We start from the raw sequence: 25,816 nt of genomic DNA on the forward strand, positions 1-25,816 counted from the left end.
TCACTGGGCCTACCCATCAGTCACCCCCGCGGCCAGCAACACCGCGTCCTCGGGCGCGAAGTGCAACTCCACCGACTCCCCCAACGCCGGAGGCGTACGCAGCTCTCGAAGGTCCGCCATCACCCGGTGGCCCCCCACATCGACGTACAGCCGATGCGTGGCCCCCCGCCACTGAATCTCACTCACGGTCCCGACGAACTGGTTGGGCCCGGCCCCCAGCCCGACATGATGGGGCCGCACACACAAGGTCGCCGAGGCGCCCGGCGCCGCACCCCCCGTATCGACCTCGAGGTCGCCCCCGGCGAAGGAGACGGCCCCCGCCTGCACGGTCACGGGCAACAGGTTGGCGTTCCCCACGAAGGACGCCGTGAACTCGGTCCGAGGCGCCCGGTACAGCTCCCGCGGAGTCCCACAGTCCCGCAACCGCGCCCGGTCCATGACAGCGATCCGATCCGCCAGGGTCAGCGCCTCGACCTGATCATGGGTGACGTACAGGATGGACACATCCGGCAACTCCCGGTGCAGCCGGGCCAGTTCGGCAAGCATCCCGGACCGCAACTGCGCGTCGAGCGCGGACAGCGGCTCGTCGAGGAGCAGCACACCGGGCCGGACGGCAAGCGCCCGCGCGATGGCGACGCGCTGCTGCTGCCCACCGGACAGCTCACGCGGATACCGCCGGGCGTAGGCGGCCATCCCGGTCATCTCCAGCGCCTCGGCGACCCGCCCGCGGATCTCGCCCTTGGCCACCTTGCGCGCCCTGAGCCCGAAGGCGACGTTGTCCTCGACGCGCATGTGCGGGAAGAGCGCGTACTGCTGCACCACCATGCCGATCCCGCGCCGGTACGGCGGCAGATCGGTCACGTCACGGTCGCCGATGAACACCCGCCCGGAGACGGGTCGCACGAATCCGGCGACGGCCCGCAGCGCGGTGGTCTTCCCGGACCCGGACGGCCCGAGCAGCGCCATCACCTCACCGGGCTCGACGGTGAGGTCGAGCGAGTCGAGAACCGTGTTGCCCCCGTACGCGACGGACACCCGGTCGAAGCGGATACCGCCGCTCATCGCCCGCCTCCGTCGCGTAGCGCGGGCCCGTCGAGCAACGCGGGCCCGTCGAGCAACGCGGGCAGCTCGGCCACCGAACCGAGCACATGCCCGGCCCCGGCGGCGCGCAGCGCCTGGTCGTCATGGGCCCCGGTCAGCACCCCGGCGACGACTCCGGCCCCGGCGCGTACACCACTGAGCATGTCGTACGAGGTGTCGCCCACGACGGCGATCTGCTGGACGCCCTCGGCGGCCTTGGTCCGCAGAAAAGCCTCCAGCACCATGTCGGGGTACGGCCGTCCACGGCCCCCCGCGTCCGCCGGGCACAGCGTGAGCGGCACCAGGTCCCGCCAGCCCAGGGCGTCGAGGATGGCGTCCTGGGTGACGCGGGCGAACCCGGTGGTGAGCACGACCGTCCGCCCGGTCTCGGCGAGCGCCCCGATCGCCTCGCGGGCCCCGGCGATCGGCTCGATCCGCCCACCGTCGACGAGTTCCCCGTACGCCTTCTCGAAGGCGGAGTTGGCCCGCTGGGCGAGCGCCTCCTCGCCGAACAGATGCCGGAAGACGGAGATCTTGGACTCGCCCATGGTGGCCCGGACGTAGTCGAGCTTCTCGGCGTGGTCGGCGGAGCCGGGCTCGACGCCCAGCTCCCCTGCGGCCACGGCGAAGGCCTGTTCCACCAGCCCGCCGTCGGCGACGGTGGTGCCGGCCATGTCGAGGACGACAAGACGTATGCGGTTCAACTCGGTCACCATCCCAGCTCGTTGGCGGTTGTCTCGGCAATGGCGGGCGAACAGGTCATGCCGCGCCCGCCGGGCCCGGTGACCAGCCACACCCCGTCCCGTACGCGCTGCCGGTGCACGACCCGGCTCGGATCGGTGCACTGCGCGTACACCCCGGCCCAGCGCCGCCGGATCTTCGGCAGCGGCCGTCCGAGGAAGGACTCGACGACCTCGGTGAGGTGGTCGTAGGGGTCTTCGAGGGTGTCGAAGGCGAAGGGGTGCTCGTACTCGTGGGTGTCGCCGATGGTGAGCCCGCCGTCCGCGCGCTGCACCATGAGCAGCTGCATCCGGTGCGCGGCGGCGGTCGCGGCCTGCGGCTGGTGCGCGTCGAGTTCGTCGAGGGCGGGGCTGCGGTACGCGGGGTAGTAGCGGAAGCTGTCCGCGTCGGCGACGGAGGTGGTGAGCGGCTCACCGAGCGGATCGGTCTGCATCATCTGCAGCCGTACGCGCCGCACGGGCAGCTCGGGCCCCGCCAACTCCCGTACGAGACCGCTCAGCCAGGCCCCCGTGCACAGCACGACGACGTCGCCGGTGTGCACGTCCCCGTGGTCGTCGCGCACGGCGTTCTCACCGACGACGTCACGGATCTCGCGCCCCGGCAGGAAGGTGTAGTTCGGGGAACGCAACAGCTCTTCCCGCAGGGCGAGTTGGGCGGTACGCGGCTCGACGGCGGCGTCGCGCTCACAGGAGAGGGCGGCGTCGAACGCACCCCGCAGCGCCGGGTTCATCGCACGCGCCTCGTCCGCCGTGAGCAGCTTGTAGCCGCGTGCGGCGGCGTCGGGGCGGGCCAGGGCGGCCTCGGCGACGGCGAGTTCGAGGTCCCCCCGTACGGGCGTCAGCGACCCGCACGCCCGGAACCCGAGCCCCGGCACGCGCGCCCCGATCGTCTCCCACAACTCCCGTGCCCGCAGGGCGGTTTCGAGCTCCTCTCCTCCGGCGCGACCACTCACCCAGATCTGCCCGAAGTTGCGCAGCGAGGCCCCGCGGGCCTCCGCCTCACGCTCGATCTGTACGACCTCGTGGCCGCGCTCCACTGCGTGCCAGGCATGCAGGGTGCCCACCACTCCGGCTCCGACGACTATCACTCTCACGACGGCAACGCTCCTCGGGACGGGGGAATCGGAAGGGTCCGACCGGCAACCAGATGGTGAACTGCCCATCACGTTTGGGCTAGACCCGTTATCTTGTCGTTATAAAAGGAGGCGGGCCGGAGCCCGCCCGAGCGCGACTGAAATCAGCCGGAATCGGCCGGAATCTGCTGAAATCAGCCGTCGAGGTGGACTCCGAGGTGGGCCGTGAAGGAAAAGCGATCCCCCCGGTACAGCGTCCGCACCCGCTCCAGCGGCCGGCCCTCCGTGTCCCGCGAAACCCGGTGGATCAGCAGCATCGGCAGCGCGGGCGGCGTCCCGATGAGCAGCGCCTCGCGCGGGGTGGCCAGCACGGTCTCGATGCGCTCGTCGGCGTCGCCGAACGCGATGCCGAGCCGCTCGTGGAGGTACGCGTAGAAGGAGGAGTCCGGGTCGAAGTCACGGTCGAGCTCCGGCACGCGGGCCACGGCGACGTACGTGCTCTCCAGCCCGACCCGCTCGTCGTCCGCGAGCAGAACGCGCTCCATGTGCCACACGGGTTCGCCCCGCGTGAGCCCGGCCTCGGCGGCGAGGGACTCGGGGCAGGGGAAGCGGTCGAGCGAGATGAGCGTGCGTCCAGGGGTGCGCCCCTGCCGCCGTACGCCCTCGGTGTAGCTGGCGAGGGAGAGCGGCTGCTCCAGCTTCGGTCCCGCGACGACCGTTCCGCGCCCCTGCCGGCGCAGCTTCCCTTCGAGCAGCAACTCGCGCAGGGCCTGGCGCACGGTCTCGCGGGCGACCTCGTACTTCTCCGCGAGATCACGCTCGGTGGGCAGGAGGCCCCCCTCGCCCAACTCCTCGATCAGCAGGGCGATGTGCGCCTTGACCGCGTAGTACTTCGGGATACGGCCGTGCTCCGGGATGCCGGAGCGGACGGGGGCGCCGGGGGCCTGGTCGTTCGGGTAGTCCACGGGGGGATCGTCGCAGATGGGGTTCGCGCCACGAGTTCCAGGTGGCACAGGTGGCACGGATGACACGGATGGCACAGGGAAGCCGATGACACAGATGCCACAGGTGACGCAGGAGGCGGCACAGGGGTCAGCGGCGGCGGAGGCGTACCCGGCGGGTTACGGCGAGCAGGGCGCCCCCCGCGGCGAACAGCACGAGCCCGGCCGTCACGCCGAGCCGGTGCGCCGCGCCGGGGCCGGTGCGGGCCAACTCGTCCGGGGACGGGACCTGCTTCTGCGTGGCGTTGCCGCTGTCTGAGCCGGCGCTGGGGCCGACCCCGGCGCCGACGCCCTGGCTCGGGCTCTGGCTCGGGCTCTGACTGGCCCCCTCGGTCTCACTGTCGCCCTCGCCCGGTTTCTCACCCTGTTCCTCGCCCTGTTCCTCGCCCTGTTCCTCGCCCTGTTCCTCGTCCTGGATGCGGAACCGGTAGTCGTTCGACTCCCCCACCCAGTCGCCGTCGTCGTTGTGCCGCTGCACGACGGCCGCGTTCGCGACGACGTCGTTCGGGGCGGTCGCGTCGGAGGTCACGGAGAGGCGCACCTTCACGGTGAGCGTCCGCCCCGGTCCCACGGTGAATCCCGGGAAACCGTCGTCGAACGCCCCCACGTTCTCGGCCTCGTCACTCGTCTGGAACGTCACCGGATGCGCCCGCTCCCCCTCATAGAACTCCAACCGCGCCTGCCCCGGGCGCAACAACCGCTTCGTGTCCACGAGCACGACGATCGGGTGAATGCCGCCGCAGGAGTGCGCCGTGGTGTTGGTGAGGTCGATGTACCAGGTCCGGAAGTCACCGCCGACGTCATAGGTGGCGGGACCACCGTGGATCCGGGTCTTGATGGGGAAGTCCCGGGTGTCCGGGGCGGCGCAGGTGGGACGGGGACTCGCGGGCACGAGGGTGGGGGTGAGCGCGTGGGCGGGGGCAGGCACGAGGGCCAGGGCGGGGGCGGTCAAAGCGAGGGGGAGGAACTTGCGCAGTCGCATGAGGGGGCCTTCGGCCGATCGGGGACAGGAGGAATCGGGACCGGAAACATCAGGCGCTACCGGGCAACGGCACCCTCGACGTTGCCACGCCCCCACCCCCACACCGCCCCGCCACGCCCACCGCAACCCCCGTTCGGCGCAAGGGGCGCGGGGAACTGCGCGACAAGCCCCCACCGGTCAGCAGCGATAAGACAACCCAGGGGGTCTGGGTACGGAGCCCCCAGGTACGGGACGGGTAGGGGCGGAGGGGGCGAGAACCCACGCACCGGCACCCCCACCCACGGTCACCCCTCCCCCCGCCCGAACAACGGCGCCAACAACAACTGCGCCGCCCCCTCCGCAACCCCCCGCGCCCCACCGGGAGCAACCCGCACCGGCACCGCCAAGTCCACCCCCTCCCGCCGAGCCCGCTCCTCCAGCACGGCCCCGACCCCCCGCACAAAGGTCTCCTGATGGGCCGCGACAGTACGTCCACCCAGCAGCACGAGATCAATGTCCAGCAGCCCCACCAGATTCGCCGCGCCCGCCCCCAGCACGTGCGCCGCCTCATCCATGGCCCCCCGCCTCACCGCCTCCAGACACAAGACCTCGATGCACCCGCGGTTCCCGCACCCACACACCGGCCCGTCCAGCTGAATGACCTGATGCCCGAACTCCCCCGCCCCGGTACGGGCGCCCCGATGCACGCCCCCACCGATCACGAGCCCGGCCCCCAGCCCCGTCCCAAGATGCAGATACGCGAAGGACCCCCCGACGCCCCCGGCGCCTCCGCCGGCCCCGGCAATTCCAGCGCCGCCGGAGGCGCCACCTCCTACCGCAACCCCCAACGCCGCCGCATTCGTGTCCTTGTCCACCACCACCGGCAACCCCAACCGCTCCACCAACGCGTCCCGCAACGGAAACCCGTCCCACTCGGGAAACCCGGTGACCCGGTGCAAAACCCCCCGCACATGATCGAGCGGCCCGGGCAGCGCGACCCCCACTCCCAGCACGGTCGCCCCCGCGATCAGGGCCTCCACCTCCCCCGCCGCTCCCTCGACAACCGCCTCCGCTCCGGCCCCCAGATCCAGCGGAGTCCTGCGCTCGTCCACCACGGCCCCCGTGAGATCGCAGAGCACCGCCGTCAGTTCGTCCCGGTCGAGGTGCAGCCCGACCGCGTGCCCAGCCTCGGGGACGAGCCGCAGAACCGTACGGGGCTTGCCGCCGGTGGAGGCGCGGCGTCCGGCCTCCGCCGCGAGGCCGTCCGCCCGCAGCCGGGCGGTGATCTTGCTGACGGCCTGCGGGGTCAGCCCGGTCCGCTCGGCGAGTTCGAGCCGACTGATCCCGGACGGTCCGGCCGTGCGCAGCAGATCGAGCACGAGCGCGGCGTTGTGACTGCGCAGGGCGAGCAGATTCACTCCGGGTCCGGTCTCGGCGTGCCGGCCTCGCAAGCCGGACGAGGCCGCTCCCGCCGCCGTGCTCGCTCCCGCCTCCGCGCCCGTCCCCGTCGCCACGCCCCGACCACTCTCCTGCCCCTGCTGCCGGCGCACCTCCGGCACCCCCACACTCGACTCCACAGCGTCCCCGTCGCCCGCATCGCTCCTGTTCACGTCCCCCATTGTCCCCTGCGCTTGCACTTTGGCAACAGCGTTGCGAAAGTAGACCCATGACAGGCATGACTGGTACCCCCCTCCGCGTGGGCCTCGTCGGCTACGGCCTCGCGGGCTCCGTCTTCCACGCCCCGCTGATCGCCGCGACAGAGGGACTGACCCTCGACACGGTCGTCACGTCCAACCCGGAGCGGCAGGAGCAGGCCCGCGCCGAGTTCGGCGACGGCCTCCGGATCGCCGCCACGCCCGACGAGCTGTGGGCACGCGCCGACGAGCTGGACCTGATCGTCATCGCGTCCCCGAACAAGACCCACGTCCCGATCGCGACGGCCGCCCTCAAGGCGGGCCTTCCGGTCGTGGTCGACAAGCCCATCGCCGGTACGGCGGCGGAGGCCCGCGAGCTGGCCGCCCTGGCCGACGAACGCGGCCTCCTCCTCTCGGTCTTCCAGAACCGCCGCTGGGACAACGACTTCCTGACCCTCCGCAAGCTCGTCGACGAGGGCGAGTTGGGCGACGTATGGCGCTTCGAGTCCCGCTTCGAGCGGTGGCGGCCGCAGCCCAAGGGCGGCTGGCGCGAGTCCGGCGACCCGGCAGAGATCGGAGGTCTGCTGTACGACCTCGGGAGCCATGTCGTCGACCAGGCCCTGGTCCTCTTCGGCCCGGCCACGCAGGTGTACGCGGAGGCGGACATCCGCCGACCGGGCGCCGAGACCGACGACGACACCTTCATCGCGCTCACGCACGCGAGCGGCGTCCGCTCCCACCTCTACGTCTCCGCGACGACCGCCCAACTCGGCCCGCGCTTCCGGGTCCTGGGCTCGCAGGCCGGTTACGTGAAGTACGGCCTCGACCCGCAGGAGGCGGCGCTCCGCGAGGGGCTGCGGCCCGGCCCCGCCTGGGGCGCGGAACCCGACTCCCTGTGGGGCCGCCTCGGCGTTGGGGGCCCCACCCAGGCGTTTAGCACTGGGGGAGAGTCCCCGCTCACCGGCGGCGGCAGTCCCGTACAGACCCTGCCCGGCGACTACCCGGCGTACTACGCGGCCATCGCCCAGGCCCTCACCGGCGCCGGCCCCAACCCGGTGACCGCGCTGGAGGCGGCCGCCGCCCTCGACGTACTGGAGGCCGCCCGCCGTTCCGCCCGCGACGGTGTGGCGGTGACGCTGTGATGCATCACCCGCAGATCACACCGAAGTTCGCCCCCGAGATCACCCCGTCCGTCGAGGAGCTCGAGGCGCAGGAACGCCGTCTGGTCTTCCGCCGGTTCACGTACGAGGACGCGTGGGCCCTCGGCTCCCTGCTCGTGGAGCTGGCGCGGGAGCGCCAGGCGCCGGTGGCCATCGACATCCACCGCGCCGGCCAGCAGCTCTTCCACGCGGCGCTGCCCGGCTCCACCCCCGACAACGACGCCTGGATCGCCCGCAAGCGCCGCGTCGTGGAGCGCTACGGCGCCTCGTCCTACCTGGTCGGCGCCCGCTTCCGGGCCAAGGGCACGACGTTCGAGGACTCCTCCCGCCTCGACCCCGACGTGTACGCGGCGCACGGCGGCTCGTTCCCGATCACCGTCGAGGACGTGGGCGTGATCGGGTCAGTCACGGTCTCCGGCCTGCCGCAGCTCCAGGACCACCGTCTCGTGGTGGAGGCGCTGGAGCAGTTTCTGGCCGAGTAGTCGCCGCCGGGGATTAACCCGAGGCTCCCTCCGGTTGGGTCTGGCGTACAACACAGCGATCATGGAACGACACCTGCCGGAGGGAACGGAACCATGACCACCGCCCTGAAGGAAAAAGTCGGCCGCTACGGCATCTGGAGCGTCGGACTCCGCTCGGAGGACCCGGACCGGCGCACCGAGATCGCCGAGGCCGCCGCCGAGCTGGAGCAACTCGGCTACGGCGCCGTCTGGCTGGGCGGCAGCAGCGCCGCCCGCCACGCCGTACCCCTGCTGGAAGCCACCTCGCGTCTCGTGGCCGCCACCAGTATCCAGAGCATCTGGCAGTACGACGCCGAGGCGAGCGCGGCGGGCTACGCCGAGGTCGAGTCGGCCCACCCCGGCCGCTTCGTGCTCGGCCTCGGGGTGAGCCACGCCAAGCTCGCGGACCAGTACCGCCGCCCGTACTCCGCCCTGGTCGACTACCTCGACGCGCTGGACGCGGCCGGGGTCCCCGCGGAACGCCGGGTCCTGGCTGCCCTCGGTCCGAAGACGCTGCAACTGTCCGCCGACCGGGCCGCGGGCGCGATCCCCTACCTGGTCACGCCCGAGCACACCGCCCAGGCCCGCGAGATCCTGGGCGAGGGCCCGCTGCTGGCCCCGGAGTTCAAGGTCGTCCCGGAGACCGACCCGACCCGCGCCCGCGCACTGGCCCGCGAGGCCCTCGCCATGTACCTCTCCCTGCCCAACTACACGAACAGCTTCCTGCGCCTCGGCTTCACCGAGGACGACCTGGCCGCCGGCGGCAGCGACCGCCTGATCGACGCGCTGTACGCCTGGGGCGACGAGGACCGGATCCGCGCCCGCATCAACGCCTTCCACGACGCGGGCGCCGACCACGTGGCGCTCCAGGTGGTGGACGGCGGCCCGGGGGACGGCTTGCAGCGGGAGACGTGGCGGAGGCTGGCCGACCTCTTGTTCTGAAGTCGGGGACTCAGGTTGTTCAGAAGTCGGGGGCTCAGGCGTCCTTGAACTCCTGCCTCTGACGGCCGAGCCCCTCGATCTCCAGCTCGACGACATCCCCCGCCCGGAGGAACGGCTTCGGCTCGGGCTGTCCGAGGGCAACCCCCGCCGGCGTACCGGTGTTGATGACGTCACCCGGGTACAAGGTCATGAACTGGCTTACGTACCGCACCACTTCGGCGACCGGGAAGATCTGCTCGGCCGTGGTCCCGTCCTGCTTGAGCTCTCCGTTGACCCAGAGCTTCAGGGAGAGGTTCTGCGGGTCGGGGACCTCGTCCGCCGTCACCAGCCACGGCCCGAGCGGATTGAACGTCTCGCAGTTCTTGCCCTTGTCCCAGGTGCCGCCGCGCTCGATCTGGAACTCGCGCTCGGAGACGTCGTGCGCCACCGCGTACCCGGCGACGTGGGCGAGCGCCTCCTCACCGGACTCCAGGTAGCGGGCGGTACGGCCGATGACGACCGCCAGCTCGACCTCCCAGTCGGTCTTCACCGACCCGCGCGGCACGAGCACCGTGTCGTTCGGGCCGACCACCGTGTCCGCCGCCTTGAAGAAGATCACCGGCTCGGCGGGCGGCTCGGCGCCGGTCTCGCGGGCGTGGTCGTGGTAGTTCAGCCCGATGCACACGACCTTGCCGATGCGGGCCAGCGGCGGCCCGACGCGCAGCCCGGCCGCGTCCAGCGCGGGCAGCTCACCGGCCTCGGCGGCGGAACGGATCCGGCCGAGCGCCGCGTCGTCGGCGAGCAGCGCCCCGTCGATGTCCGGGACGATGCCCGACAGATCCCGGAGGGTTCCCTCGGCGTCGAGCAGCGCGGGCCGCTCCAACCCCGCCGTACCGACTCGCAGCAGCTTCATGATCACAATCTCCCTCGATCGCGGGCAGTCGACCGATGGGTGCAGCCATCGGAGGACTGGTCGATCCTCCAAGCTTGCCGTCCAGTCCGCAATACCCCGTTCACGGACTGGACCGTAACCACCCGCTCAGGCTGCCTGACCGGGCCCGGAGCACTCAGGCCGCTTGCGCCGGCCCGGACCGCTCGGGCCCCTTGGCCACGGGCCCGCCGTACAGCACCGCCCGCTCCACCGCACTCCACGTCGTACTGGTCACCACATAGAGCGCGGCGGCCAGCGGCACCACCGCCACGGTGAAGAGCGTGAAGAAGGACATGAACGGCATGATCTTGTTGACCGAGGCGAGCCCGGGCACCTGCTGATCGCCGTCGGCGACCGGTGCGGAGGCGGCCATCATCCGCTTCGTACGACGGTAATTGAAGGTCGCGACCGCGGCGACGAGGGCGAACAGTCCCAGGTAGACCAGCCCCGACGCCCCGAACACTCCCCCGTTCCCCAGCGCGTCCGCCCACCGGTCGCCGAGCGGCGCGGCGAACAGCTTGTGCCCGAGCAGGGCGTTGGCCCCGCCGCCGATCGTCGAGTTCGAGAACAGGTGGTAGAGGAGGAAGAAGGCCGGCAGCTGGAGCAGGCTGGGCAGGCAGCCGGACAGCGGCGACACCTTCTCCTCCGCATGCAGCGCCAGCACCGCCTTCTGCAGCTTCTCGGGATCCTTCGCGTGCTTCTTGCGCAGCTCCGCCACCCTCGGCTGGAGCTCGGCGCGCGCCCGCTGACCGCGCGCCGCCGCCCGGGACAGGGGATGCACGAGAAGTCGTACGAACGCGGTGAACAGGACGATCGCGGCGGCCGCCGCCGAGGCGTGGAACAGGGGCTGGAGCAGGTCGGCGAGCTGCTCGACCAGGCTCGCGAAAACGGACATGAACGTGGACATGGATGAGCCCTCCGGGGGTCTCGTCGTGCCGGGGATTCGGAATACGGCATGACGACCCGCGCGGGGTCCGGCTACGGGGTTTTCCCTACGCGGCGGCCGTCAGGAGGGCACGCCCCGGCGCCCGGGGACGCCTGCGCCCCGCCGCGTCCGGATCGCGTTGGGGCAGGAAGGCCGTACGGTGCTCGCGGTCGCGGATGGCCGTCCGGACCCGCGTACGGGGGACGGCGGGCGCGCAGCGCGAGCCGATGAGGGCGCAGACGGCGAGCGCGGATGCGGCCGCGGCGGTCGCGGTGAACGCGACGGCTACGGCGGCGGAGAGGCTGCCGGTGTCGAGCAGCGCGACTTCGAGCAGCAGAAGCAGCAGCACGGCGGCGGGGCGCATGTTCACCCAGCTCCGGATCATCGGCTGCTCCCCCTCTCGCACGTCACGTAGGTCACGAGTCTCTCGTACGTCGATTCTCGTAGGTCACGAGTCTCCCGTACGCCGAATTGCCCTCGTACGTCGGCTTGCGCTGCCCTTCGTTATACAGGAGCCGTCTCGATCGGCTCCAGCAGGCGCTTCGGCTTGAGCAGCGCCCGGCTGACCGGATCCACCGGGTCCGGATCGAGTCCGGGTCCCGGCACCATTTCGACGTCCGGGACGGGTACGACGGTTCCGCAGGCGGGACATTCGCCGTACCGGCCGAGCTCCGTGCCGCAGGTCGCGTGCCGGAAGGCGCGCAGCTGAGTCTCGCTGAAGTGCTCGCGGCCCCACAGGCCGAGCGAGCGCAGGGTGGGCCAGAGCGCGATGCCGCGGTCGGTGACGACGTACTCGTCGCGCGGCGGCGACTCCTGGTAGCGGCGCTTTTCGAGGATGCCCTCGGCGGTGAGCAGCTGGAGGCGGGCCGCGAGGACGGCGCGCGGGATGCCGAGGTGCACGAGGAAGTCGTTGTAGCGCCGTACGCCGTAGAGCGCGTCGCGTACGACGAGGAGCGTCCAGCGCTCGCCGACGATTTCGAGCGCGCGGGCGATCGAGCACTCCTGCGTCGCGTAGTCCTTGCCCAGAGCCATGCCCCCACTGTAGCCACTTTTCGACATCTTGGTTCAGTGAACGAACCTAGGGTGCTACGGTCAACACATACGCAGGTTCAATGAATGAACTTACCCGTTCCGAAGGGGCAGGCCATGACCCGGCTCGACCGCACCGCCGTCACATCCACCGATACGGCGCGCTCGACAACTCCCCCGGAGAGCACCCCGCGCGCGGCCCCCACCCTCGCCCTCACCAGCGCCGCCACCGCCGTGGCGCTGATGACGTACACCGCGCCGCTGGTCACGCTCCCCGACACCGCCGCCGCGCTGCACACCTCGGTCTCCGCCCAGGCCTGGCTGCTCAACGGCACCCCGCTGGGCCTGGCCGCGCTGCTCCTGGTCGCCGGCAGCCTCGCGGACGACTACGGCCGCCGCCGGATCTTCCTGGCCGGCACGGTCGCGCTCGGCATCACCACGGCGCTGGGCGCGCTCGCGAACTCGACCTGGCTGTTCACGCTGACCCGCATCGCCCAGGGCGCGGCGAGCGCGGCGATCCTCGCGAGCAGCCTGGGGCTGATCGTCCACGCCTTCCCGAACCCGCGCGGGCGGCTGCACGCGACCGGCGTCTGGGGCGCCTTCGTCAGCGGCGGCATCGCGGTGGGCCCGCTGCTCGCGGGCGGGATGGCCGAGTGGGACTGGCGGCTGGCATACGCGGTGCTGGGCGTGGCCGCGTTGATCGTCGCCGCGCTGGGAACCCGCGCTCTCACCGAGTCCCGCGCACCCCGGGGCGGCCGCCCCGACCTGGCGGGAGCCCTGACCTTCGGCCTGGCGCTGGTGGCCCTGGTGGCCGCGCTCACCCTGGGCCGCGACGGCTGGCTGCGCGCACCGGTGGGCCTGCTGCTGGCGGCGTTCCTCGTCCTGATGGCCGTGTTCGTCGTCGTCGAGCGCCGCAGCCGTACGCCCATGATCGACCTCGGCCTGTTCCGGCACCGCCGCTTCCTCGCCTCGTCCGCGGGCGGGCTGTTCACGGGCGTCGCGGTGATCGGCGTGTTCAGCTTCCTGCCGGCGCTGATCCAGCGGACGCTCGGCCTGTCCGCGCTGGACACGGCGTGGCTGGTCCTGCTCTGGTCCGGGCTGTCCTTCGTGGTCGCGCTGCAGGCGCGGCGCCTCGCGGGCCGGATCTCGGCACGCCACCAGCTCGCACTCGGCTTCGCGCTGCACGCGGCCGGCATCCTGACGATGCTCGGCGCGCTGGGTGCCAGTTCCTGGACGCGACTGCTCCCCGGCTTCATCATCTCCGGCATAGGCAGCGGCCTCCTCAACGCCGCCCTGCCGCACCTCGCCGTCGAGTCCGTCCCCGCGACCCGCGCCGCGATGGGCTCGGGCGCGCAGCAGACGTTCCGCTACATCGGTTCCTGCGCTGGCGTCGCCCTCACGATCGCGCTGGTGACCTCCTCCGGCGGCGTCGCCCACGGCTGGAACATCGCGATCCTCGTGTCGGCGGGACTCGCGGGGGCCGCGGCGGTGAGCGTGCTGGCCCTTCGGGAGCACGGCTGACGTCGACAGCGAGGTGCGGGCGGGCCCTCACCCCCGCCTCACACCACCACCCCGTCCACCTGCAGCGTCTGCACCGCCCCCGCCGCGAACGGCACGGCGACCGACTTGCCGCTCAGATACGTGTCCGAGCGCGAGGTGTAGCGGTCGCCGGACCCCGACGTCAGCGTGTTCCAGCGGGGGACCAGGCCGCCCGTGCCTCCCGACACCGTGGTGAAACGGGACAGGTCGAAGGTCAGGGTCTGGGAGGAGGACGCCTTGTTCACGGCCACGATCACCAGACGTTTCGCCGTCGCGTCGTAGGCCGCCGCCGCGTAGTCCACCCCCGTGTCGACGATCGTCATTCCGGGGCGGATGTGGCGGGTGAACTGGGCCATCACGTAGTACTTCGTCTGCACCGCCCCGGCGGTCAGGGTGCTCGCGTCGTACGCGATCGTCGCCCAGCCCGACGACGGGTCCATGACCTGCCAGTAGACCCAGGCGGTCGGGTGCAGCCAGCGGAAGTCCAGGCAGAGGTTGCTCGCGAGGGTGAGGCCGGTGCCGTCGCTGTCGCCGTACTCGGAGTTCCACAGGCCCTTGCCCGCGGTCTTCACGACGTCCGTGTAGAGGAGGTCCCGGCGGCCGCCCGAACCCTGGTAGCCATGGACGTTGACCCGGTTGACCTGCCCCTTTGTCGTCGAGCTGAAAGAGCTCCACGTCGTACGGGCCAGGTCGTAGCTCGTCTCGTCCGAGGCCGAGATCTTCGTGCCGGTCAGGCCTCGCTTGTCCAACTCGCTGCGCAGGTACGGGAGTACGGCCGCCTGCACCGACGCGTCCATGTGGCAGCCCTCCTGGGTGCCGGTGGCCGTCCACCAGCTGGAGGACGGTTCGTTGAAGGCCTCGACGGTGGAGAAGTTCACGCCCCAGTTGTTCTTCGCGTAGAGGGCCACTGCCGCCAGGTGGGACGCGTGCTGGCGGTAGTTCCAGGACTGGAGGTTGTTGCCGCCGCCGGACGCGCCCGACGGGTTGTGGTTCAGGCACATCCACCACATCGGGGAGTTGGCGAACAGCTCGCTCGTCGCGCCCCGTGACGTCGCCTTCAGCAGCATGGCCCGCTGGGTGGCGTCGGCCGTCCACTTCCAGGCCGAGGAGGTGGGGTCCTCGTTGTTCCAGTCCTGCCAGTAGCCCTCGATCTGCTTGAAGGAGGGGATGTTGGCGGAGGCGACCATCGATTCGCCGTTCACGCTGTTCCAGCTGCACGCGCCCAGGTTGTAGCGGGCGATGTTCAGGCCCAGGCCGGGAAGCGAAGTGCCGTTGTACGTCGTCGACTTGGTGGTGAAGAAGATGTCGGCGAAGTCGTCGCGGGCGCCGAACACGTTGGCCCACCACGCCAGCGACGTACCCCAGCCCTCCCATTTCCCGTACGTCGTCGCGGGGTTGACGGCGATGGTCGCGTCCGCGCTGGCGGTACCCGTCGCCAGGGCGCTGCCGAGGACCGTTCCGCCCGCGGCTGCCAGCAGTGTTCTACGCCGGATCATGGCTTCTCCATCCATCCCGATCAACCGCCGGTCGTCCCACCGGCGTTGGCCCGTCGACCGACTCGATCGCCGGTCGTTCCGCTGACGTTGGCCCGTCGACCGACTCGATCGCCGGTCGTCCCACTGACGTTGGCCCGTCGACTCAACTGCCGGTCGTCCCACCGGCACTGGCTCGCCCCGCTGATGCCATCAGGAAGCATCGGGTGTGGCGGGTGGGGTTGTCGAGGGTTGTGACACCCCTTTCTCACCCCTTTCTAAAACCAGTGTATGAAGCCCTGGTGGGGGCGTCGGACTGTACGGGGCTGGTGACTTGAGGAGGCAGCACCTATCGTGCGGGCCCGGCGAAGGAGGCGTACGGATGCGGGCTCCCGGGATCGTGCACCACGGCACTCGGCGGCGACGCGCCGCCTACCGGCGTGCGGTGTGGAGCGGTGCAGAGGTGCTCGTCACCGCGGGGGTGGTGCTCCTGCTCCTCGTGGTGCACCAGCTGTGGTGGACCAACCGGCAGGCCCGGCACGACGCCGCGCGCGAGGTGCAGGCGCTGGAGAGGGAGTGGAAGGCGCCGGGTGCCGCCGACGCGCCGAGTACGGACCCGGGCGAGGGCGGGAACGGGGGTGAGGGGGACGGCGGTGACGACTCCGGCGGTGCGCAGAACCCCTCCTCGCGCGAACGGCAGACCACCGTCAACAGCGCCCAGTCGGGGCCCCGTTGGTCCCAGGCCTACGCCATCCTCACCGTCCCCCGCCTCTCCCTCCGCGTCCCCGTCGCCGAGGGCGTCAGCAAGCCGAACGTTCTCAACAAGGGGTACGTCGGCCACTACAAGGGCACCCAACAGCCGGGCCAGGCGGGGAACTTCGCGCTCGCCGGGCACCGGAACACCCACGGCGAACCCTTCCGGTACATCAACCGGCTGAGGCGCGGCGACACGATCACGGTCGAGACGAAGACCGCCCTCTACACGTACGTCGTCGACAAGACCCTTCCGCAGACCTCGGCGCGGGACAGCGGCGTCATCCACAGCGTTCCGCGCAGCACCGTGCGGCCGTCGTACGGGTACAGCGAGCCCGGGTACTACATCACCCTCACCACCTGCACCCCCGAGTACACGTCCAAGTACCGGCTGGCGGTGTGGGGGAAGCTGCGGTCGATGCGGCCGCGGTAGGCCCATGGGGAAGCGCGGGAAGCTGGGGCATCACGGCAATCAACGGCAATCAGGGACAACCACGGGCAATCACGGGGCACAACGGGGCTAGAGGCTGGGCGGACCCGGCGGTGTCACCGCCGGTCCCTTCCCCTGTGCGTGCAGCAGCGCCCCGAGCTCGTACAGGGCCACAACATCGCCCGCTTCGGCGCGCGGGCGGTACAGCGCCTCCGCCTCGGCGTAACGGCCCAGGGTCCTCAGGCACCAGCCGAGGTCCCGCCAGCAGAAGCGGTGCCCGAGCTCGACCGCGAGGCGGTACCACTCCACGGCGGCCGCCGGGTCGCCGTCCCGGCGCTTCCAGTAACCCAGCTGACCGGCGGCCCGTGCGCTGCCCGCCCGCGCCATCCCGGCCACCAGGTCCTCGGCCTCCGCCACCCGTCCCGATGCCCAGCGGCGCATCTCCTGGGCCATCGTGACCAGCCAGTCGGGGTCCTCCCGTACCTCCGCCTCGCGACGCAGCCAGTACTCGGCCTCCGCCTCGTAGCGGGCGTCCTTGTACGCGAGCCCGCTCGCACTCCAGGCCAGCCGGCGCACCGCCTCCGGGTGACCGGCTTCAGCCAGCGGTACGAGCCACTGTTTGGCCTCCTCGCGGCGCCCTTGATGGAGGAGGTCGCTGCCGAGTTGGTACTGGGCTGAGGTGTCCATGATCGGTACTTTATGGCTGGGGTGGCACGCGGTGACGCGTGGCGGGGGCTGGCACCTCCGGTGACGCGTGGCCGGGGCTGGCACCCCGGGGCCGCATGGCGGGGGCACCCAGTGACACATGGCTGGGACGGAACCGGAACCGGCACCCGGTGGCCGAGGCGAGCGGGCGCCGCGGCGGACGACGTCGAGGCGGATGTTGCTGCGGCGCGCCCCCTGACCCTCGTTCCCTCCTCACTCCTCCCTCCTCCCTCGCCCCTCGTTCCCTCATTCCCGCGGCCCCGGACCCTCTGGCCTGCAGATCTCTCTTCTTTGTCGTTCGGCGGCAGTACGGTGTCCCCCATGCGCCCCGACACGCCTGCCGAGAACGTCGACCACAACGCGGAAGCAGCCCGCCTGGAGCGGACTGCCGGCCGGTACCCCGAGGACGCGGAGAACCTGCTGCTGCAGGCCGCGGCCCACCTGGAACTGGCGGGCGACCGCCCCGCCGCGACAGCGCTCTACGACCGCCTGCTGTCGTCCTTGGATTCTCCGGGTTCACTCGAGAACCCCCACCTGGTACGAGCCCTCAAGGCATCGAACCTCTGGGAGTACGGCCACGAGGCGGAAGCCCGCGCGATCATCGACGGAGTAAGGACGGCGTCCCCCCGCGACGCGGCCCCCTGGGTGATCGTCGCGGAGGCCTTGGAGTCCCACGACGAGCTGGAGGCGGCGCAGGAGACCTTCACGCAGGGCGCCCAGCTCCTCCTGACAGACGTGTCGGAGCCCCCCTACTCCACCCTCCCCCTCCTCTTCGGCCGCCACCGCGTCCGCCGCATGCTGGGCGCACCCCACGACGACTGGGACACCCTGGCGGACACCCTCCACTCGTCCCCGATCTCCCTGGACGAACTCCACGACCCGAAGCGCGTCTGGTCCCTCGGCTCGGACAACCCGGCAGAACTCCAGGCGGAGATCAGCCGCCTACGGGCGGAGCTGGGCACGTACAGGGAGGCCCTGTCCCGCCCATTCCCGGTGGCAGTCCTGCACTGGCCGACGGACGAACTGGCCGAGCTGCTGGCCGCATACCCGTCGCTGGCGTCGGAGTACTCCTCCCACGAGGAGCACCTCGCGACCATAGAGGCCTCCCTGCGCGAACTGGCCGCCTCCGGCACCCCGAACCTCGGCATCGTGACGGGCACGGTCCCGTCCTACGAAGCCTTCGCGGCGTCCGAGGCGTCGTCACCGGCCGACGCGACGTTGTTGCCGCAGTACGCGACGACGCTGGCGGCCCGGGGGCGGGCTGTGGCTTGGCCGCCGCAGAGGGGGGCGGGATGTTGGTGTGGCTCGGGCAACGCGTACGCGACGTGCCACGGGGCCACGCAAACCTGACGCAGACGTCGTCCCGCCTCCGGAGGTTGGCTCCCTGGAACGCCTCCCAGGACTCGCTCTCGGGGTTGTTCCGGGAAACGCCCCCGGAACGTCGACCCCATCTGTTCCGATCCCGTTACTCCTTCACAACTCGCTCACGCTAACGTCACATGTGACCAGCTGAACTGGCAGGCCCGCACGCATCCCGGGCATGTCCCGGCCCGCGAGGAACACGTATGCCGCCCTACCAGCCGTCTTCGGACTGGCAGTTCGACGTACCCACCAGCGGAAGCAAGCGGCTCCCCCCGGCGGCCAGGTCGTTCGAGTCGCTCGCGCACCAGGGCTACGGTTTCGAGGCGGCCATCGCCGACCTGATCGACAACTCGATCGACGCAGGAGCCCACAACGTCGTCGTGAGCTTCCTGCGGGACACGGGTGAACGCGGCGGACGAGACCGCCTCGTCGGACTGCTCGTCATCGACGACGGCCATGGCATGGACGAGGCGAGCCTGGACACGGCGATGACCGTCGGCGGGCGCGAGAAGTACGCCGCCCGAGCCCTCGGGCACTTCGGTGCCGGGCTGAAGGCCGCCTCCCTCTCGCACGCCGATGCGCTGACCGTGATCAGCCGGACCAAGCGCAGCCCGTCGACCGGCCGCCGCTGGCTCACCGCCCGCGCGCAGGCCGACTTCACCTGCGACATCGTCGATGCGACGTACTGCCAGAGCTTGGTCGATCGCTACGACGGGATCATCGGCTGGCACGGCACGATCGTGCGCTGGGACCAGGTCCGCGCGTTCGAGACCATCACCGCCGGTCAGACCGACCGCTACCTCAATGACGCGATCGAACGGCTCGAGACCCACCTCGGTCTCCACCTCCACCGCTTCCTCGCCCGCGATGGCTTCGACGTGGACATCGTCGTCGAGGACGTCCACACCCGGGAGGAACTGGACCACCGGGGCGTGGAGCCCATCGACCCGTTCGGCTACCGGGTCCCTGGCCGCCCCGGTTATCCCCGTACGTACGTCGCGCCTGTCGAGGGTGTCGGCGACGTCGCGCTCACCGCGCACATATGGCCGCCCAAGTCTCCGCTGGTCGCCTACCGAGGCATCGGCCCGCTCGCCGAGCGCCAAGGCTTCTACCTCTACCGCAACGACCGGCTCGTCCAGGCCGGCGGCTGGAACGACACCCGCAGCCCTGAGGGCCACCTCGCCCTCGCCAGGATCGCAGTGGATCTACCGCCCGAGCCCAACGACGTGTTCGCCCTGACCGTCAAGAAGGACGGCGTCCAGGTCACCCCGGCGTTCGCCCGAGGGCTGGAGAAGGCGGCATCCCCCACCACTGACCACACCTTCACCGAATACGTCCGCGAGGCCGAGGCGACCTACCGCGAAGCCGCCAGGCGGCGTACCGAGGTCAAGCGCGTGGCCGTCATCCCGCCCGGCAAGGGCATCGACCCGAAGCTGAAGCGGACGCTGCGGGACGAACTGCCGCAGCTGGAGGGCGATGACCCCATCACCTTCACCTGGGCCAGGCTCGATGTGCCGCCCGGCGTCGACTCCGCTGAACTGCTCTTCACGATCGACCACAAGGAGCGCCTGGTCGTCCTCAACAAGGACTACCGGCACGCCTTCAACGGCGGCCGGCGCGGGGGCTCCAACGACGCCCCGGTCCTCAAGAGCCTCCTCTATCTGATGCTCAACGAGATCTTCCAGAAGGAGCGGGTCTGGGCCAACCAGACCGACAAGGTCGCCCTGTGGAACAGCGTGCTCGTCACTGCGGTACGGGCCGAACTCGCCCGCGCCGAAGGTTAGTCCACCCCTCTCCCCCGCATCTTTCCGTACACCAGAGAGGCCACACAGCCGCCGTGACCGCAGAGAACACGCCCGCTCCCGACCACCTCATCGATCTCCACGGCGAGGTCCTCGACGCGATGAGCCGACGTGGCCCCAAGCACTTCGCCAAACTGGCCTTCGTCCTCGCCGACACCGACGAGCCAGCGGATACGGACATGTCCCACTTCCGCGACCGCATCCTGGCCGCGGGGCCCGGCGACGAGTTGCTCGCCCTCTGGCGCCGCAAGCTCACCGCATGGGACTTCGAGCAGTCCCCCGCGTGGTCGGCCACCGCGCCACGCATGCCGGAACGCCGCGCCGAGGTCTACGACAAGCTCGCGCTCGGCGCGGACCTGCGCAAGGCACTCGACGCGGCCGTCCCCGTCCACAGAGAACCGGGCCCTGTCACCATCAGCCGCGAGTTCCAGCCCTGGTACACCCGGGAGCAGGCGGCGAACCGCTCCTTCTACTGGGCGTCGTACGAGCGTCTGTTGCGCCGCAAGGGCTGGAACGACGCAGCGGTCTCCGGTCTGGACGAGGCCGCTCATGCGGTCGTGGAGCGACTTGCCGACCCCACCCGTGACGCCCCCTACGGCGCGCGTGGACTGGTCGTCGGCTACGTACAGTCCGGCAAGACCGCCAACTTCACCGGTGTCACGGCCAAGGCGATCGACGCGGGCTACCGCCTGGTGATCGTCCTCGGCGGCACCTTGAATCTGCTGCGCGGCCAGACCCAGCGCCGCCTCGACATGGAACTGATCGGCCAGGAGAACATCCTGGGCGCCGCCGACCCGAACGACCCGGACGCCTTGGTCGGCATCGACTACCAGGACGACGAGGACTGGCCCGCGAAGTTCGTCTCGTTCGGTGCCCGCCCCTCCGTGCTCGGCGCCTTCGACATCGAGCGTCTGACCTCTCGCGACCGTGACTACATGGCACTGGAACGCGGCATCAGCGCCCTGGAGTTCGAGAAGCCGGACCGCACCCGCCCCCTGCATGACCCGGCGAACCTGCATGCGGCCCGCGCACGCGTCATGGTCGTGAAGAAGAACAAGTCGGTGCTGGAGAAGCTGGTCAAGGACCTCAAGAAGATGGGCCCGATCCTCGGCGAGATACCGGCCCTGATCATCGACGACGAGTCGGACCAGGCTTCGGTGAACACGACGGACCCGAAGAAGTGGGAGGACGGAAAGGTCACTCGCACGGCGATCAACGGCCAGATCAGCAAGCTCCTCAAGCTCCTGCCTCGCGCCCAGTACGTCGGCTACACCGCGACTCCCTTCGCCAACGTGTTCATCGACCCGGGTGATGAGGAGGACCTCTTCCCGCGGGACTTCCTGATATCCCTCCCCCGCCCCACCGATTACATGGGCGTTCAGGACTTCCATGACCTTGACGCCTTCGGCGACGGCGAAGGCGAGGCCGAGAAGAAGCATGTCCGGGGAATCTACGACTCCACGGGCGACCGACTCCAGGAAGCCCTGGACGCCTTCATGCTGACGGGCGCTCTGAAGCTCTACCGCGAAAAGCACGGTGTTCCCTCCGACCCGTTCCGGCACCACACGATGCTCGTGCACGAATCGGTCCGCATGGCCGAACACGCCGCGCTCGCCCTGCGCATCAACACCATGTGGCACAACGCCGCGCACACGGGCCCGGAGGGTCACACACGTCTGGCGTCCCTTTTCGACAAGGACTTCCACGCCTACGCGGACGGCTCCCTGCCCACTCCCACGACGTACGCGGAGCTCAAGCCGTACGTCTCCGAGGCCCGCCAGCTCATCAACAGGGGTGGCACCCCCGTCATAGTCGTCAATGGCGAGAGCGAGCGCGACTACGCCCAGCCCGACCTGGACTTCGACCGCACCCCGAGAGTCTGGAAGATCCTCGTCGGCGGCACCAAGCTGTCCCGAGGCTTCACGGTCGAGGGACTGACGATCACATACTACCGCCGCACGACGCAGCAGGCCGACACCCTGATGCAGATGGGCCGCTGGTTCGGCTTCCGGCCCGGCTACCGCGACCTCGTGCGCCTCTACATCGGCCGCGAGGAGGCCCTCGGCCGCGGCCGCAACGCCAAGACGGTCGACCTGTACGAGGCCTTCGAGGCGATCTGCCGCGACGAGGAACTCTTCCGCGCCGAACTGGCCCGCTACGCACCTTTGGTGGACGGCCGCCCCCAGGTCACCCCCGCCCAGATCCCGCCGCTGGTGACCCAGCATCTGCCGTGGGTGAAGCCGTCGGCTCGGAACAAGATGTTCAATGCGGAGCTGGTGGAGGTGCGGTCGCCGGGGACCTGGGTGGAGCCGACCGCCTATCCGGAGACCCCGGACGAGCTGGCCGACAACACCGAGTGCTGGGAGCCCGTACTCGCCGCACTGGGCCAGGACCCGGTGCGCCTGTCGGTCGGGGACGACCCCACGTACGAGGCGCGGGTGGGGACGGTCACGCACGAGACGCTGACCAGGGTGCTGTGCGACCTGCGGTGGTCCATCCCGAGCCAGTTCTCGCCGCACCTGGAGTTCCTGCTCGAAGCGGGGCGCCAGTCGGCGACGATCGACGACTGGCTTGTGATCACGCCGTTGCAGACCTCGGCCAGACGCACGGAGGCCCGCCTCATGGGGCACGGCCCGTTCACCCTGGCCCGTCGTACCCGCCGGCGCGGCTCGCTCTTCGGCGCGCTCAGTGAGCCCAAGCACCGCGCGGCCGCCCTGCGCATCGCGGGTGCCGTCGAGACGGCCGGGAACGCGCCGGTCGAGCAGCTCGTCCGCCCGCGTCGAGGAGCACTGCTGCTCTACCCGGTGGTCGAGTCCGAGCCCCGCCTCGCCTCCGACGGGACGGTGGAACCCGGTGACGTCGTCATGGCCTTCTCCTTCGTCGCGCCGAAGTCGTCGGTGGGCACCGGTCGCCCGCTGGTTCGGTTCCGTGCGATCGACTCGGGCCGGCAGGATGCGATCGTCATCGACCGAGAAGACGCACACTCCTGAGGCGCGACACCATTGGACAACGTGAGGCCCTCTTCCCCCGGCGTCTCGGCGCGCATGTCCCGTCAGGCCAGCAAGGATACGAACGCCGAGCTGGCAGTGCGACGTCTGCTGCACGCCGCGGGCCTGCGCTACCGCGTGGAGTACCCGGTACCGGGCATGGCGCGGCGGCGTATCGACGTGGCGTTCACCCGTGCCAAGGTGGCCGTCCTGATCGACGGGTGCTTCTGGCACGGGTGCCCGGATCACGCCACGCAACCGAAGGCCAACGCCGAGTGGTGGCGTAGGAAGCTCGACCGGAACATGGCCCGCGACCGGGAGACGACGGAGCACCTGACCGCGCAGGGGTGGATGGTGTTGCGGTTCTGGGAGCATGAGACTCCCGAGGAAGTAGCCGTGCGGGTGAGAGCGGCTGTGGAGTGGCGTCTGACAGAACGCACAAGAAGGGGGAAAAAGTGGGGGATCTGACCTTCGTCGATGTGTGCTCGGGAGCGGGCGGCCTCGCCCTCGGACTGGAGCAGGCGGGGTTCGAGCCGCGCCTGCTGCTGGACGACGACGAGCTCGCCGTCAGCACTCTGCGGGCGAACCGACCGCACTGGAAAGTGCTTCAAACTGACCTGCTGGACTTCGACCCGGCCGAGCACCCCGTGAGCCACGACGTGGATCTCCTCTCGGCCGGCCTGCCACGAGTGAAGTCGAGTGCAACTGTCGGACGCGCGGATTCGCGTGCGGAGGAGCAGCTGCTGAAGGCCACGATCTATCTCGTCCATGCGATCAGGCCTCGTGCGGTACTCATCGAGAACGTTCCCGGGCTCGCGCACTCGGACGCTTACCAGCAGTTTCGTGATTTCGCGCGAGCCGAACTGGCCCACCTCGGGTACGAGTTCAGTTGGTTCGTCGTGAACGCCGTCGACTTCGGCGTGCCCCAGAACCGCAAGCAGGGCGTCCTGGTCGCCATCGGGCGCCAGTGGGCCGAGGCGTTCCGGCCACCGACACCGACGGTGCAGCAGCCGACGACGGTCGGTGCCGTTTTGGAACCGTCCATGGCCGCGCGCGGTTGGCAGGACGCGGCCCGTTGGGCCGCCCAGGCCCATCGACCGGCTCCGACCCTGGTAGGCGGCTCGAAGAACCGAGGCGGCGCAGATCTGGGACCGACGGGAGCCAAACAGAAGTGGGCGACCATGGGTGTCAACGGTCACACCGTGGGCGATGAGGTTCCCGACGCGGGCTTCGTATGGGATCCCGAACTCGGCAGGGACCACATGGTGAAGATCACGCCCAGGCAGGCGGCACTGCTGCAGGGCTTTCCCGAGACGTGGGAGATCACCGGGCGCAAGACTGCCCGGTACCGCCAGATCGGCCACGCGACACCACCGCCCGTGGGGAAGGCGCTGGGGCGGGCTGTCGCCGCAGCGCTCATTCCGGATCCACCAGTCCCCTCGGCCGGCTAGACTTCCGCCACATGACCAGCACGGCGTCCCACAAGCCCATCCTCGACCAGCCTCGTATCCTTGACCTCTTCGCAGGTCCTGGAGGGCTGGACGTCGCCGGTCACTCGCTCGACATCCCGAGTCTCGGTATCGAGTGGGACAGGAGCGCGTGCCTGACCCGGTACGCCGCCGGGCTGGACACCCTTCACGCCGATGTGAGCGCGGTACGCAAGGACGCCTTCGAGTCGTTGCCGCCGGAGATCAACGTGCTCGCCGGTGGCCCTCCGTGCCAGACGTACTCAGTGGCCGGGCACGGCGCCGGGCGCCAGGCCTTGGACAGGGTCAAGGAGTACATCGACAGGCTGATGCCAGGTGACTCCGACAAGAAGATCGACGAAGAACTCAAGGATCTCCCCGATCCACGCACCGCGCTGGTCCTCGAACCTCTCCGGTACGCGATTCAGGCAACGCGGAGCCCCAACCGTGAGAACCGACCGTACGATGTGATCGTCCTGGAGCAGGTACCCGCAGTGGCTCCGCTCTGGGAGCACTACGCCAAGGTGCTGGCCGAGACAGGGCTCCCCGACGGGACCAGATACAAGGTTGTCGTCGGCGTTCTGGACACCGAGACCTACGGGGTACCGCAGACGCGATCTCGCGCGGTGTTGATCGCTCGGCGCGAAGGGCTCGGTGAGCCCTCGCTCCCCACCCCTACACACCGTTCCTATGATGCGAAGGAATGGAACCGGAACAACGGGACGAGCGCACCTGACCAGGTCCGTCAGCCGACCCTTGACGAGAGTGGCACGTCGGGGAGCGACGAGGACAGGCTCTCCTGGAGGTCGATGCGTGATGCCCTCTCGGACCCGGTGGGCTCACATCCCGGGCGTGTCACTCCCTTCTTGGTCCGCTCGAACTACGGCAGTTCGGGGAACCCTGGGAGGCGTGGAGTGCGGACCGACCAGCAGCCCGCCACCACCGTCACCGGTCGCATCTCCCGCTTCGTGGTCTTCGAGCACCTGGACGAGAACATCGTCTACGAGGGCCCGCGGTTCAGCATGAACGAGGCGGGGATGCTGCAGAGCTTCCCGCCGGACTATCCGTGGTCCGGTATGGCGCAGGCCCAGCAGGTGGGGAACGCCGTACCTCCCTTGTTCGGTGCGCACCTGCTGAGCGCCGCTCTCGGACTCCCCGAGCCAGCCCCAGAGGCACTGAGGAAGCCGTGGCAGCCGGCCACGGAGGAGCAGCGGGCCAAGCTGCGAAGCAATGGCTGCGGGGCCGCCGACAACTGCACCAGCAGGTGCCCGCAGGCCAAGGACCAGGTGCCGCCGCCCTCATCCATGCGCCCGCGCAAGGGAAAGAATGCGTCGGCCAAGTAGTC

Annotated in this window: 23 protein-coding genes; 11 read left to right on the forward strand and 12 right to left on the reverse strand. The window is 70.4% G+C overall.

Annotated features, from left to right (window positions below):
* Positions 1-9: 9 nt before the first annotated feature.
* From AB5J53_RS18915 to AB5J53_RS18940, 6 genes are all read right to left on the reverse strand, one after another.
* A complete protein-coding gene (locus tag AB5J53_RS18915; RefSeq protein ID WP_369246838.1) occupies positions 10-1,062 on the reverse strand; it encodes an ABC transporter ATP-binding protein in 1,053 nt (350 codons plus the stop codon).
* Positions 1,059-1,796: an HAD family hydrolase gene (locus tag AB5J53_RS18920; protein WP_369246839.1), complete on the reverse strand. Its 738-nt coding sequence runs from the start codon at positions 1,794-1,796 to the stop codon at positions 1,059-1,061. The genes AB5J53_RS18915 and AB5J53_RS18920 overlap by 4 nt, the downstream gene beginning before the upstream one ends.
* Positions 1,790-2,914, reverse strand: a complete 1,125-nt coding sequence (locus AB5J53_RS18925; RefSeq protein WP_369246840.1) for a TIGR03364 family FAD-dependent oxidoreductase — start codon at positions 2,912-2,914, stop codon at positions 1,790-1,792. Before AB5J53_RS18925 ends, AB5J53_RS18920 begins: the two co-directional genes overlap by 7 nt.
* Positions 2,915-3,087: 173 nt before the next feature.
* Positions 3,088-3,858 (reverse strand): GntR family transcriptional regulator, encoded by a 771-nt coding sequence (locus AB5J53_RS18930; RefSeq protein WP_369246841.1) that lies wholly within the window; start codon positions 3,856-3,858, stop codon positions 3,088-3,090.
* A 127-nt stretch (positions 3,859-3,985) separates the two neighbouring features.
* Complete coding sequence (locus AB5J53_RS18935) at positions 3,986-4,876, reverse strand: hypothetical protein (protein ID WP_369246842.1); 891 nt, start codon at positions 4,874-4,876, stop codon at positions 3,986-3,988.
* A gap of 284 nt (positions 4,877-5,160) precedes the next feature.
* The gene (locus AB5J53_RS18940) at positions 5,161-6,306 is read right to left on the reverse strand and encodes an ROK family protein (RefSeq protein WP_369252322.1); all 1,146 of its coding nucleotides are present in this window, start codon (positions 6,304-6,306) and stop codon (positions 5,161-5,163) included.
* Between the two features lie 215 nt (positions 6,307-6,521).
* On the opposite strand from AB5J53_RS18940, the gene AB5J53_RS18945 reads away from it, so the two are divergent.
* From AB5J53_RS18945 to AB5J53_RS18955, 3 genes are all read left to right on the forward strand, one after another.
* On the forward strand, positions 6,522-7,631 hold the full coding sequence (locus AB5J53_RS18945) for a Gfo/Idh/MocA family oxidoreductase (RefSeq protein WP_369246843.1): 1,110 nt from the start codon (positions 6,522-6,524) through the stop codon (positions 7,629-7,631).
* Complete coding sequence (locus tag AB5J53_RS18950; protein WP_369246844.1) at positions 7,631-8,131, forward strand: heme-degrading domain-containing protein; 501 nt, start codon at positions 7,631-7,633, stop codon at positions 8,129-8,131. The genes AB5J53_RS18945 and AB5J53_RS18950 overlap by 1 nt, the downstream gene beginning before the upstream one ends.
* Positions 8,132-8,224: 93 nt before the next feature.
* Positions 8,225-9,091 carry an LLM class F420-dependent oxidoreductase gene (locus AB5J53_RS18955; protein WP_369246845.1) on the forward strand — a complete coding sequence of 289 codons (867 nt, stop codon included), beginning with the start codon at positions 8,225-8,227 and terminating at the stop codon, positions 9,089-9,091.
* Between the two features lie 34 nt (positions 9,092-9,125).
* On the opposite strand, the gene AB5J53_RS18960 is transcribed toward AB5J53_RS18955, so the two are convergent.
* The 4 genes from AB5J53_RS18960 to AB5J53_RS18975 form a co-directional block, all read right to left on the reverse strand.
* Positions 9,126-9,983, reverse strand: a complete 858-nt coding sequence (locus AB5J53_RS18960) for a fumarylacetoacetate hydrolase family protein (RefSeq protein WP_369246846.1) — start codon at positions 9,981-9,983, stop codon at positions 9,126-9,128.
* Between the two features lie 154 nt (positions 9,984-10,137).
* Entirely contained in the window at positions 10,138-10,896 is a 759-nt protein-coding gene (locus tag AB5J53_RS18965) for a YidC/Oxa1 family membrane protein insertase (RefSeq protein WP_369252324.1), read from the reverse strand.
* A 97-nt stretch (positions 10,897-10,993) separates the two neighbouring features.
* Entirely contained in the window at positions 10,994-11,311 is a 318-nt protein-coding gene (locus tag AB5J53_RS18970; RefSeq protein ID WP_369246847.1) for a DUF6412 domain-containing protein, read from the reverse strand.
* Between the two features lie 119 nt (positions 11,312-11,430).
* Entirely contained in the window at positions 11,431-11,958 is a 528-nt protein-coding gene (locus tag AB5J53_RS18975) for a winged helix-turn-helix transcriptional regulator (protein WP_369246848.1), read from the reverse strand.
* 114 nt (positions 11,959-12,072) lie between these two features.
* Here AB5J53_RS18975 and AB5J53_RS18980 point away from each other — a divergent pair, with 114 nt between their 5' ends.
* Positions 12,073-13,476 carry an MFS transporter gene (locus AB5J53_RS18980; RefSeq protein WP_369246849.1) on the forward strand — a complete coding sequence of 468 codons (1,404 nt, stop codon included), beginning with the start codon at positions 12,073-12,075 and terminating at the stop codon, positions 13,474-13,476.
* A 38-nt stretch (positions 13,477-13,514) separates the two neighbouring features.
* Here AB5J53_RS18980 and AB5J53_RS18985 read toward each other — a convergent pair whose 3' ends face one another.
* A complete protein-coding gene (locus AB5J53_RS18985; RefSeq protein ID WP_369246850.1) occupies positions 13,515-14,990 on the reverse strand; it encodes a beta-1,6-galactanase in 1,476 nt (491 codons plus the stop codon).
* Positions 14,991-15,348: 358 nt separating this feature from the next.
* Between AB5J53_RS18985 and AB5J53_RS18990 the strand changes: the two genes are divergently transcribed.
* Positions 15,349-16,152, forward strand: a complete 804-nt coding sequence (locus AB5J53_RS18990; RefSeq protein ID WP_369246851.1) for a class E sortase — start codon at positions 15,349-15,351, stop codon at positions 16,150-16,152.
* Positions 16,153-16,239: 87 nt separating this feature from the next.
* On the opposite strand, the gene AB5J53_RS18995 is transcribed toward AB5J53_RS18990, so the two are convergent.
* Positions 16,240-16,836 (reverse strand): tetratricopeptide repeat protein, encoded by a 597-nt coding sequence (locus AB5J53_RS18995; protein ID WP_369246852.1) that lies wholly within the window; start codon positions 16,834-16,836, stop codon positions 16,240-16,242.
* A gap of 339 nt (positions 16,837-17,175) precedes the next feature.
* Between AB5J53_RS18995 and AB5J53_RS19000 the strand changes: the two genes are divergently transcribed.
* From AB5J53_RS19000 to AB5J53_RS19025, 6 genes are all read left to right on the forward strand, one after another.
* A complete protein-coding gene (locus AB5J53_RS19000) occupies positions 17,176-18,204 on the forward strand; it encodes an SEC-C domain-containing protein (RefSeq protein WP_369246853.1) in 1,029 nt (342 codons plus the stop codon).
* A 215-nt stretch (positions 18,205-18,419) separates the two neighbouring features.
* Positions 18,420-20,000 carry an ATP-binding protein gene (locus tag AB5J53_RS19005; protein ID WP_369246854.1) on the forward strand — a complete coding sequence of 527 codons (1,581 nt, stop codon included), beginning with the start codon at positions 18,420-18,422 and terminating at the stop codon, positions 19,998-20,000.
* Positions 20,001-20,119: 119 nt separating this feature from the next.
* Positions 20,120-23,008, forward strand: coding sequence for a Z1 domain-containing protein (locus AB5J53_RS19010; protein ID WP_369252326.1), 2,889 nt, complete (start codon positions 20,120-20,122; stop codon positions 23,006-23,008).
* 54 nt (positions 23,009-23,062) lie between these two features.
* On the forward strand, positions 23,063-23,473 hold the full coding sequence (locus tag AB5J53_RS19015; RefSeq protein ID WP_369252328.1) for a very short patch repair endonuclease: 411 nt from the start codon (positions 23,063-23,065) through the stop codon (positions 23,471-23,473).
* Positions 23,461-24,456 (forward strand): DNA cytosine methyltransferase, encoded by a 996-nt coding sequence (locus tag AB5J53_RS19020; protein WP_369246855.1) that lies wholly within the window; start codon positions 23,461-23,463, stop codon positions 24,454-24,456. The genes AB5J53_RS19015 and AB5J53_RS19020 overlap by 13 nt, the downstream gene beginning before the upstream one ends.
* A gap of 11 nt (positions 24,457-24,467) precedes the next feature.
* Positions 24,468-25,814 carry a DNA cytosine methyltransferase gene (locus AB5J53_RS19025; protein ID WP_369246856.1) on the forward strand — a complete coding sequence of 449 codons (1,347 nt, stop codon included), beginning with the start codon at positions 24,468-24,470 and terminating at the stop codon, positions 25,812-25,814.
* Positions 25,815-25,816 lie beyond the last annotated feature (2 nt).

Source organism: Streptomyces sp. R41 (genome assembly GCF_041053055.1).
Taxonomy (GTDB): Bacteria; Actinomycetota; Actinomycetes; order Streptomycetales; family Streptomycetaceae; genus Streptomyces.